The sequence below is a fragment of the Kytococcus sp. HMSC28H12 genome (assembly GCF_001816045.1).
Classification (GTDB): Bacteria; Actinomycetota; Actinomycetes; order Actinomycetales; family Dermatophilaceae; genus Kytococcus; species Kytococcus schroeteri.
Window position 1 is genome coordinate 1 of record NZ_KV824389.1, and the last position, 9,142, is coordinate 9,142.

General features: G+C 72.4%; 9 protein-coding genes and 1 pseudogene. 1 reads left to right on the plus strand and 9 read right to left on the minus strand.

Annotated elements, in window-relative coordinates; translation table 11 throughout:
* Positions 1 to 277 precede the first annotated feature (277 nt).
* The 9 genes and pseudogenes from rplS to ffh form a co-directional block, all read right to left on the minus strand.
* Positions 278 to 634, minus strand: coding sequence for a 50S ribosomal protein L19 (gene rplS / locus HMPREF3099_RS04785; protein ID WP_070704691.1), 357 nt, complete (start codon positions 632 to 634; stop codon positions 278 to 280).
* A gap of 147 nt (positions 635 to 781) precedes the next feature.
* Positions 782 to 2,287, minus strand: a complete 1,506-nt coding sequence (locus HMPREF3099_RS04790; RefSeq protein ID WP_070704694.1) for an alanine/glycine:cation symporter family protein — start codon at positions 2,285 to 2,287, stop codon at positions 782 to 784.
* 54 nt (positions 2,288 to 2,341) lie between these two features.
* Positions 2,342 to 3,025, minus strand: a pseudogene (gene trmD / locus HMPREF3099_RS04795) (tRNA (guanosine(37)-N1)-methyltransferase TrmD); the annotation flags it as partial.
* Between the two features lie 71 nt (positions 3,026 to 3,096).
* Complete coding sequence (gene rimM / locus HMPREF3099_RS04800; protein ID WP_070704697.1) at positions 3,097 to 3,645, minus strand: ribosome maturation factor RimM; 549 nt, start codon at positions 3,643 to 3,645, stop codon at positions 3,097 to 3,099.
* Positions 3,646 to 3,800: 155 nt separating this feature from the next.
* Complete coding sequence (locus HMPREF3099_RS04805; protein WP_070704700.1) at positions 3,801 to 4,043, minus strand: RNA-binding protein; 243 nt, start codon at positions 4,041 to 4,043, stop codon at positions 3,801 to 3,803.
* Between the two features lie 2 nt (positions 4,044 to 4,045).
* A complete protein-coding gene (rpsP, locus tag HMPREF3099_RS04810) occupies positions 4,046 to 4,477 on the minus strand; it encodes a 30S ribosomal protein S16 (RefSeq protein ID WP_070704703.1) in 432 nt (143 codons plus the stop codon).
* Between the two features lie 165 nt (positions 4,478 to 4,642).
* The gene (locus HMPREF3099_RS04815; protein ID WP_070704705.1) at positions 4,643 to 5,335 is read right to left on the minus strand and encodes a GNAT family N-acetyltransferase; all 693 of its coding nucleotides are present in this window, start codon (positions 5,333 to 5,335) and stop codon (positions 4,643 to 4,645) included.
* A gap of 7 nt (positions 5,336 to 5,342) precedes the next feature.
* Complete coding sequence (locus HMPREF3099_RS04820; RefSeq protein WP_070704707.1) at positions 5,343 to 6,443, minus strand: amidohydrolase family protein; 1,101 nt, start codon at positions 6,441 to 6,443, stop codon at positions 5,343 to 5,345.
* 78 nt (positions 6,444 to 6,521) lie between these two features.
* On the minus strand, positions 6,522 to 8,315 hold the full coding sequence (gene ffh, locus HMPREF3099_RS04825) for a signal recognition particle protein (RefSeq protein WP_070704709.1): 1,794 nt from the start codon (positions 8,313 to 8,315) through the stop codon (positions 6,522 to 6,524).
* A 33-nt stretch (positions 8,316 to 8,348) separates the two neighbouring features.
* On the opposite strand from ffh, the gene HMPREF3099_RS04830 reads away from it, so the two are divergent.
* Positions 8,349 to 9,074, plus strand: coding sequence for a purine-nucleoside phosphorylase (locus HMPREF3099_RS04830; protein ID WP_070704711.1), 726 nt, complete (start codon positions 8,349 to 8,351; stop codon positions 9,072 to 9,074).
* Positions 9,075 to 9,142 lie beyond the last annotated feature (68 nt).

Genomic DNA, 9,142 nt, shown 5'->3' on the forward strand with positions numbered 1-9,142 from the left:
CCGAGCCCGCCCACGACGGTGCCGACCACGAGGTCGCCCGCCGCGAGGCCCGGCTCCATCGAGGGCCCGTTCACCCGGTAGGTGCGCACCGACGTGGCCAGCACGAGGGCGGCGACGAGGGCCAGGGCCAACAGGGCCCACCCGGCCCGTCGCCATGGCGAGCCCCCGGGCCGGTTCCCCTCGGGGCCCCGGACACGCCGGAGCCGCCCTCGTCGCAGGGACGAGGACGGCTCGGGCAGGGCGCTCACGGCGACCGGAGGGACGGGTGCCCGCCGGATCAGGCCTTGACGTCCTCGCGCTTCTCGCGGATGCGGGCAGCCTTGCCGCGCAGGTCGCGCAGGTAGTACAGCTTGGCGCGACGCACGTCACCGCGGGTCAGCACCTCCACCTTCTCCACCACCGGGGAGTGCACCGGGAAGGTGCGCTCCACACCGATGCCGAAGGACACCTTGCGCACGGTGTAGGTCTCGCCCACGCCGCGGCCGTGACGACGGATCACGATGCCCTTGAAGACCTGGGTACGGGTGCGGTTGCCCTCGATGACCTTGACGTGCACGTTGATCGTGTCACCGGCGCGGAACTCCGGGATGTCGTCGCGGAGGCTGGCGGCGTCGACGAAGTCGAGCTTCTGCATGATGCGTGTCGCTTTCCGTGGCGTGCGCGCAGGTCACGGCCACTGGGTCACCACGGTCTCCCGTGGTCGCTACGTGGATTCGCCGAGCGTGGTGCCCGGAGCTTCTCCCCCCTGCGGCAGGGGCCTGTCGGGCCGGTCGGCAGCGGCTCAGTCTGCCACAGGTGCGGCAGTCCCGGCCAGTCCGTGCTCCCGCCGGTAGGCCTGCGCCTGGTCGTGGTCCATCGCGTCCTCCGGCGCCCAGGCGGTGACGCCCTTCCAGCTGCGCGGGGCACGGTCGGCCGTGAAGACCGGCTGACGCCCCTCGCGGCGCTGGCGGCGGTAGTCCTGCAGCAGCCAGCCGGCCTTCGGGGAGAGCACGAGCAGCGACCCGATGGTGAGCAGCGCCAGCAGCGGGAAGAGCACGTCGGCCAGCGTCCACAGCAGGGTCGGCTCGAGCACGCCTCCCAGGAAGGTGAGCACGACGAAGACCACGCCGAAGGCCTTGTGCACGGCCTTGTTGCGGGTCAGGTAGTGCACGTTGGACTCGCCGTAGTAGTAGTCCGCGAGCACCGAGGAGTAGGCCAGCACCACGAGGATGGCGCCGAGCACCACGCCGCCCCAGCTGCCCACGGCGTCGACCACGCTGTCGTTGGCGATGGTGACGCCCTCGGCATCGGGCTGGCCACCCAGCAGCGGGTTGGCCGAGAGCACGATGAACGCCGTGATGGAGCAGACCACCAGGGTGTCGAGGTACACGCCCAGCACCTGGGCGAAGCCCTGCTTGACCGGGTGGGAGACCGAGGCCGAGGCGGCCGCGTGGCCACCCAGGCCCATACCGGCCTCGTTGGAGAACATCGCGCGGCGCACGCCCTGCAGCACCATGGTGCCGAAGGCGCCGGCCACGGCCTCGCGCACGCCGAAGGCCTGCCCGAAGATCTCGCCGAACACCTCCGGGACGTGCTGGACGTTCGTGACGACGATGACGCCGCCGAGCACCAGGTAGGCGGCGGCCATGAACGGCACCATCCACTCGGTCACCTTGCCGATGCGGCGCACGCCGCCGAGCACGACGGCGGCGGTCAGGGCGGCCACGACGGCGGCGCTCACCCACTTGAGCGTGGTCCCGCCGTTGTCACCGGCGGAGTTCACCACGGCCTGCGTGACGGTGTTGGCCTGAAGCATGTTGAACGAGATGCCGGCGCACACGAGCACCATCACGGCGAAGAGGACACCGCCGGCCCGCGAGCCGAGCGCCTTCTCGTAGGTCACCGCCCCGCCACCGCGGTAGGCGTCGCCGTCGCGCACCTTGTACAGCTGGGCGACGGTGGACTCCACGAAGGCGGTGGCGGCGCCCAGCAGGGCGGTCACCCACATCCAGAAGACGGCACCGGCGCCACCCAGGGCCACGGCCGTGGCCACGCCGGCCACGTTGGCGGTGCCGATGCGGCCGGCCGCAGAGATCGAGAAGGCCGCGAGGGTGGAGACGCTACGGTCGTTGCCGTGCTCGTCCTTGAGCGGTGGGTCCAGCAGCGTCCGGAACATCTCCGGCAGCATCGTGAGCTGCACGCCACGGGTGATGACAGTGAACACCACCCCCGCCAACAGCACCACGGGGACCATCGGTCCCCAGATCCACTCTCCGGCTGCGACGAGCCGTTCCTGCAGGGCCTCCACGGGCGCTCCCTCCCGGCCCCGCGTCATCGAGGCCTAGTGGTCCAGATCGCCGGCCAGCATGTCAGGTCGCCGCGCGGCGGTGCGAGTCACCCTCTGCTCGTGGCGCCAGGCGGCGATGCGGGCGTGGTTGCCCGAGAGCAGCACGTCCGGCACGTCGTGGCCGCGCCAGGAGGCCGGCTTGGTGAACACGGGGTACTCCAACAGCCCGTCCTCGTGGGACTCCTCCACGAGCGACTCGGCGTTGCCGATGACGCCCGGCACGAGGCGTGCGATGGCCTCGGTCATGGCCAGCACGGCCACCTCGCCGCCGTTGAGCACGTAGTCGCCCAGGGAGAGGACGCGCAGGTCCACGCGCCGGGAGTACTCCAGCACCACGCGCTCGTCGATGCCCTCGTAGCGACCGCAGGCGAACACCAGCCAGTCGGCGCCGGCGAGCTCGCGGGCCACGGGCTGGGTGAAGCGGTCACCGCCGGGGCCGGGCACCACGAGCACCGGGGTGCGCGTGGGGTCGCTGGCCAGCACGTGGTCGAGTGCCTCCCCCCACGGCTCGGGCTTCATGACCATGCCGGCGCCGCCGCCGTAGGGAGTGGCGTCCACAGTGCGGTGGCGGTCGTGGGTGAAGGCGCGCAGGTCGTGGGTGTGCACCTCGAGCAGGCCGTCGCGCTGCGCCTTGCCGATGAGGCTGAGGTCCAGCGGAGCGAGGTACTCGGGGAAGATCGAGACGACGTCGATGCGCAGCGCGGCGCGCGGAGCCTCGGACGCGGCCTCCTGCGGGGCGGCCGCGGTGAGCGGGGTGCGGGTGGCCGGCATCAGTCGAGCGGCTCCAGCAGACCGGCGGGCGCGGTGACCACCACGACGCCCTCCTCGAGGTCGACCTCGGGCACCAGCTCGGCCACGAACGGCACGAGCACCTCGTGCCCGGCGGTGGTGGTGAGCTCCAGCAGGTCCTGGGCCGGGCGCAGGTGGAGGCCCTTCACCGTGCCGAGCGGGGCGCCCTCGGCGTCGACGGCACGCAGGCCGCGCAGGTCCTCGGGGTAGAAGCCCTCGTCGTCGGGGTCGGCCTCCGCGGCGGCCACGAGCACCACGCCGCGCAGCCCCTCGGCACCGGTGCGGTCGGTGACCTCCTCGAAGCCGAGCAGGGTGACGCCCTGGTGCACCCGGCGCGAGGCCACGGTGAGGGGGCCCTCCTCGGCCGGCACGGTGGCGATGCGCTCCCCCACGGCGAACCGGACCTCCGGCTCGTCGGTGTGCAGCTGCACGGTCACCTCACCGCGCAGGGCGTGGGGCTTGCCGATGCGGGCCAGACGCACCATGCCCTCGGGGATGGTGCCGCGCTCGCGGTTGCTGTGCTGTGCCATGTCGTCCTCGGTGGGTCCGGCGCGGTGGGCTGGGTCGTGGTCGGGTGGTCCGGGGCCGGCACGCGGCGGTGCTCACGCCACAGGGTCCGGGCGCGCGCGTGGCCCGGTACCGCGAAGGTACCGGGCCACGCGTCACACGTCGGTGTGGTGCCGGGTCAGGGCCGGTCGGTGTCGACGATGTCGACCCGCACCTGGCGCCGCTCGCCGGCCAGTGCCTGGACCACGGTGCGCAGGGCACGCGCGGTCCGGCCGGAGCGACCGATCACCCGCCCCAGGTCGTCGGGGTGGACCCGGACCTGGAGGGTCTCGCCGCGTCGTCCCTCGACGGTCGTCACGTGGACGTCCTCGTCGTGGTCGACGATGCCGCGGACCAAGTGGTCGAGCGCCTCGGTGAGCACGATCAGGCCTCGTCGGCCTTGGTGTCCTCGGCGGGGGCCTCGGCGGCCTCCTCGGCCTTCTTCTTCTTGGGGGTGGGCGCGGTCGCCGGGGCGTTCTCCGCGTCCTTGAGCGCCTGCTCGAAGAGCTCCTGCTTGGAGGGCTTGGCCTCGCGGGTCTTCAGGGTGGCGGCGTCGCCCTCACCCTTGAACTTGGCCCAGTCGCCGGTGACCTTCAGCAGCGCCTCGACCTGCTCGGTCGGCTGCGCGCCGACGCCGAGCCAGTACTGCGCGCGCTCGGAGTCGATCTCGATGCGCGAGGGCTCCTCGGTCGGGTGGTACAGACCGATCTCCTCGATCGCGCGGCCATCGCGCTTCTGGCGCGAGTCCATGACGACGACGCGGTAGAACGGTGCACGGATCTTGCCCATGCGCTTCAGTCGGATCTTGACTGCCACGTGAGTGGAACTCCTGTTTCGAATCGGGTGGGGTCCGGGGGCCATCCGGTGGGGTCACGGTGACGCCCGACGCCCGGGACTTGCTCCGTGCCGGTGAGAGGGTCCGGCACACAGCGAGTACCGGCCAATGATGCCAGACGCCTCCGCGCCCGCCCAACCCGGGCCTCACCGGCGCGGCGCCCACTCCTCCACCGTGAGGCCGTGGGCCACGTGGTCGCGCCAGGCCTCCGAGCCGTCCGGGCCCGGGACGTACAGCATCCGTTCCACCAGGCCCTCGCGCCGGAAGCCCACCTTCTGCAGCACCCGCAGGCTGGCCGCGTTGTCCGGCTGCACGTTGGCCTCCACCCGGTGCAGGCCGAAACCGCCCGTGGGGCCGCCACCGGGTCCCGGGTCCGGGGCCACCGGGGTGAACGCGAGGTCCACCACCAGCCGCAGCGCCCGAGTGAACAGCCCCGTCCCCGCCCAGGGGTCGAGGGCGTCGTAGCCCAGGGCGGCGCTCTGGAAGCGGCCCCGCACCGTGTTCATGACGTTGACCCGGGCCACGACGCCGTGGAGCGGTCGACCGTCCGGCGTGCAGCCCGGACGGTCGGTCCCGGGCCACCGCCCCTGCCCGGCCAGGTCCTCGGCGGCCTGCTGCGGGTCGCGCAGGCGCACCAGCACCATCCGCTGGGACTCCCCCTGGGCCGCCAGGCGCGCCCGGAAGTCGCCGGGCACCACCGGGTTGAACCGGCCGACGCGTGCGGCCGAGGCGTCCCCGGCCACCGTGTACTCCGCCTCGTCCTGCGGCACGAGCGTGGCGGCCACGAGCTCGCCATCGGTGGCCACCAGGCGGTGGGTGGGCGTGTGCGACGGCAGCACGGGAGGCTCAGCCACCGTGGCGCACGCCCCGCAGCACCACGTGGGCCGGCGCGGCCAGGGCGCGCACGTCGCGCCGCGGGTCGTTGGTGTACACCACCACGTCGGCGCTCGCTCCCTCGGTGAGGCCCTCGTGGCCCAGCCACTCGCGGGCCTCCCAGGTGGCGGCACCGATGGCCTCGGTGGGGGTCATGCCCACCTGCAGCATCGCCTCCACCTCGCGGGCGATGAGGCCGTGCGGCAGCTGGCCCCCGGCATCGGTGCCGGCGTAGATGCGCACCCCGGCCTCCCGGGCCAGGCCGACGGTCTCGAAGCGGCGCGCGTAGAGGTCGCGCATGTGCGCGGCGTACGCGGGGAACTTGGCCTGCCCGGCCTCGGCGAAGGCGGGGAAGTTCTCGATGTTCACCAGCGTGGGCACGATGGCGATGTCCTGCTCGGCGAAGATCCGCACCGTCTCCTCGGTGAGCCCGGTGGCGTGCTCGATGCAGTCCGTGCCCGCGGCGGCGAAGTCCAGCAGCGACTGCTCGGCGAAGCAGTGCGCCGTCACTCGCGCGCCCTCCTCGTGGGCGGCGGCGATCGCCTCGGTGAGCACCTCCACCGGCCACAGGGGGCGCAGGTCGCCTACCTCGCGGTCGATCCAGTCGCCCACGAGCTTCACCCAGCCGTCACCGGCCCGCGCCTCGGCCCGCACGTACTCCACGAGCTGGTCGGGCTCGATCTCGTGGGCGAAGTTGCGGATGTAGCGCTTGGGCCGGGCGATGTGGCGGCCGGCACGCACCAGGCGGGGCAGGTCCTCGCGGTCGTGGATCCAGGAGGTGTCCACCGGCGACCCGGCATCGCGCAGCAGCAGGGCCCCGGCCTCGCGGTCGGTGACGGCGTGCTCCTCGGCACGCTCGGGCGTCACTCCCCCCTCGGCCTCCAGGCCCACGTGGCAGTGGGCGTCCACGAGGCCAGGCAGCACGTAGCCCTCGAGGCGCTCGACCTCCAGCGAGGCCGGGGGCCGCTCGAAGGTGAGGTGGCCGTCGACCACCCACGCCTCGGGGTGCACCTCCTCGGGGCCGCAGATGACCTGGCCGGTGAGGTGGAGGACGGGCTGCGCGGGGGCACTCATGGGCTCACCGTACGCCGTGACGCCCCCGCGGTGCGGGGGCGTCACGAGGTAGGGGGGCCGACGCGGTGGGGCGGGCGGTCAGCCCTTGCCGTGGCCCCCGCCGCCGAGGAACTTCTCGAAGCCCTTGGGCAGCTGCAGGTCACCCAGGCCCTGGTCGCCCTGACCCGTGCCCGTCGCCTCCTTGCCGGAGTCCTTGCCGGACCCGTTCCCCTCGGCCAGGGCCCCCAGACCGCCGCCGTGGCCACCGGCCACGGCGCCGAGCCCGCCGAAGGCCGACTTCTTCTGCGGCGCGGCCTCCTCGGCCCCGCCGCCGCCGAACATCTCGTCGAGACGGCGCTGCTGGGCCTCCTCGGCCTTGCGAGCGGCCGCGGCCTCCTGCTGGGCGCGCTTGGCGGGGTTGCCGGACTTGGCCTTGGAGCGCTGGTTCTTGCCCTTCGCACCCTTCTTGCCCTTGCCGCCGGCACCACCCGGCATCGAGCCCATGCCGGGCATGCCCCCCATCCCCGGCATGCCGGGCATCCCGCCGCCCTTCTTGAACTGCTTCATCATCTTCTGGGCGGCGGTGAAGCGCTCGATGAGCTGGTTCACCTCGGAGACGGTCACGCCCGAACCCTTGGCGATGCGGGCGCGGCGCGAGCCGTTGATCTGCTTGGGGTGCGAGCGCTCGAAGGGCGTCATGGACTGCACCATGGCCTCCACCCGGTCGAACTCGCGCTCGTCGAGGGCCTCGATCTGGGCCCGCATCTGGCCCATGCCCGGCATCATGCCCAGCAACTGCTTGAGATTGCCCATCTTCTTGATGGCGGCCATCTGCTGCAGGAAGTCGTCGAAGGTGAAGTCCTCGTCGGACATGAACTTCCGCGACATCTCCGCGGCCTGCGAGCGGTCGAAGGCGCGCTCGGCCTGCTCGATGAGGGTGAGCACGTCACCCATGTCGAGGATGCGGGAGGCCATGCGGTCGGGGTGGAAGACCTCGAAGTCCTTGGTCTGCTCACCGGTGGAGGCGAACATGACCGGCTTGCCGGTGACCGAGGCCACCGAGAGGGCGGCACCACCGCGCGCGTCACCATCGAGCTTGGAGAGCACCACACCGGTGAAGTCGACGCCCTTGTCGAAGGCCATGGCGGTGTCGATGGCGGCCTGTCCGATCATCGCGTCGATGACGAACAGCACCTCCTCGGGGTTCACCGCGGCGCGGATGTCCGCGGCCTGCTGCATGAGCTCCTCATCCACCGCCAGACGGCCGGCGGTGTCGATGATGACCACGTCGTGCTGGCGGGCCTGACCCTGGGCCACACCGCGGCGGGCCACCTCCACCGGGTCACCGAAGGAGCGCGTGCCCTCACCGCTCTCCAGCGCGGCGTCGTGGCCGTAGACGTTGCCCTTCTCCGGGGCGTACACCGGCACACCGGCGCGCTCACCGACGATCTCCAGCTGGTTCACCGCGTTGGGGCGCTGCAGGTCACAGGCCACCAGCAGCGGGGTGTGCCCCTGGTCCTTGAGCCACTTGCCGAGCTTGCCGGCCAGGGTGGTCTTACCGGAACCCTGCAGACCGGCGAGCATGATCACCGTCGGCGGGCGCTTGGCGAAGCGGATGGTGCGCGTCTCGCCACCGAGGATGTCGACGAGCTCCTCGTTGACGATCTTCACGACCTGCTGGGCCGGGTTGAGCGCCTCGGAGACCTCCGCACCGGTGGCCCGCTCGCGGATGACGCGGGTGAACTGCTTCACCACCGGCAGGGCCACGTCGGCGTCGAGCAGGGCCAGCCGGATGTCGCGGACCGTCGCGTTGACGTCGGACTCGGTGAGCTTGCCCTTGCGCTTCAGGTTGCCGAAGGTCTGGGTGAGGCGATCGGAGAGGCTGTTGAACACCCGCCCGATTCTACGGGCTGCCACAATCAGGGCATGGCCACTCCCCACATCTCCGCCGGACCCGACGACTTCGCCCCCGCCGTGCTCATGCCCGGCGACCCCCGCCGCGCCGAGCGAATCGCGCACGCGCTCATGCCGGACGCCCGCCTCGTGACCGACGTGCGCGGCATGCTCGGTTTCACCGGGACCGTCGAGGTGGACGGGGTCCAGCACCCGCTGTCGGTGATGGGCTCGGGCATGGGCCAGCCGAGCGCGACCATCTACGCCACCGAGCTCTTCCGCGAGTACGGCGTGCAGCGGATCATCCGCGTGGGCACCTGCGGCGGCATCGCCGAGGGTGTGGCCGTGGGTGACGTGATCATCGGCACCGGGGCGCACACCGACTCGGCGATGAACCAGCACCGGGTGCCGGGGATCAACTTCTCCGCCACGGCCAGCTTCGAGCTCGCCGCCGCCGCGTGGGCCGCCCGCGACCAGGTGACCGAGGGCTCGGTGCTGACCGGGCCGATCGTGAGCAAGGACCACTTCTACTGGACGGTGCCGGGGATGATCGAGGGCCTGCGCGCCCACGGGACCCTCGGTGTGGAGATGGAGGCCGCGGCGCTCTACGGCGTGGCCAACGAGTTCGGGCGGCAGGCGCTGGCGGTGCTCACGGTGAGCGACCACCTCGTGGACGGCTCGGCGGACATGAGCGCACAGGAGCGCGAGACCCGCTTCGGCGGGGCGCTCGCCCTGGCGCTGGCCGCCGCCACCTGCTGAGGGGGCCGGGTGAGACCGGCACCGGTGCCGGTCTCAGCACTCCCCCACCACGAGCACCGCACCGGTGC

What these genes read in the sequence shown, in the direction of transcription:
- rplS (WP_070704691.1), bottom strand. Translation starts at nt 634, where the DNA reads ATGCAGAAGCTCGACTTCGTCGACGCCGCCAGCCTCCGCGACGACATC.
- rimM (WP_070704697.1), bottom strand. Translation starts at nt 3,645, where the DNA reads ATGGCACAGCACAGCAACCGCGAGCGCGGCACCATCCCCGAGGGCATG.
- HMPREF3099_RS04820 (WP_070704707.1), bottom strand. Translation starts at nt 6,443, where the DNA reads ATGAGTGCCCCCGCGCAGCCCGTCCTCCACCTCACCGGCCAGGTCATC.
- HMPREF3099_RS04830 (WP_070704711.1), top strand. Translation starts at nt 8,349, where the DNA reads ATGGCCACTCCCCACATCTCCGCCGGACCCGACGACTTCGCCCCCGCC.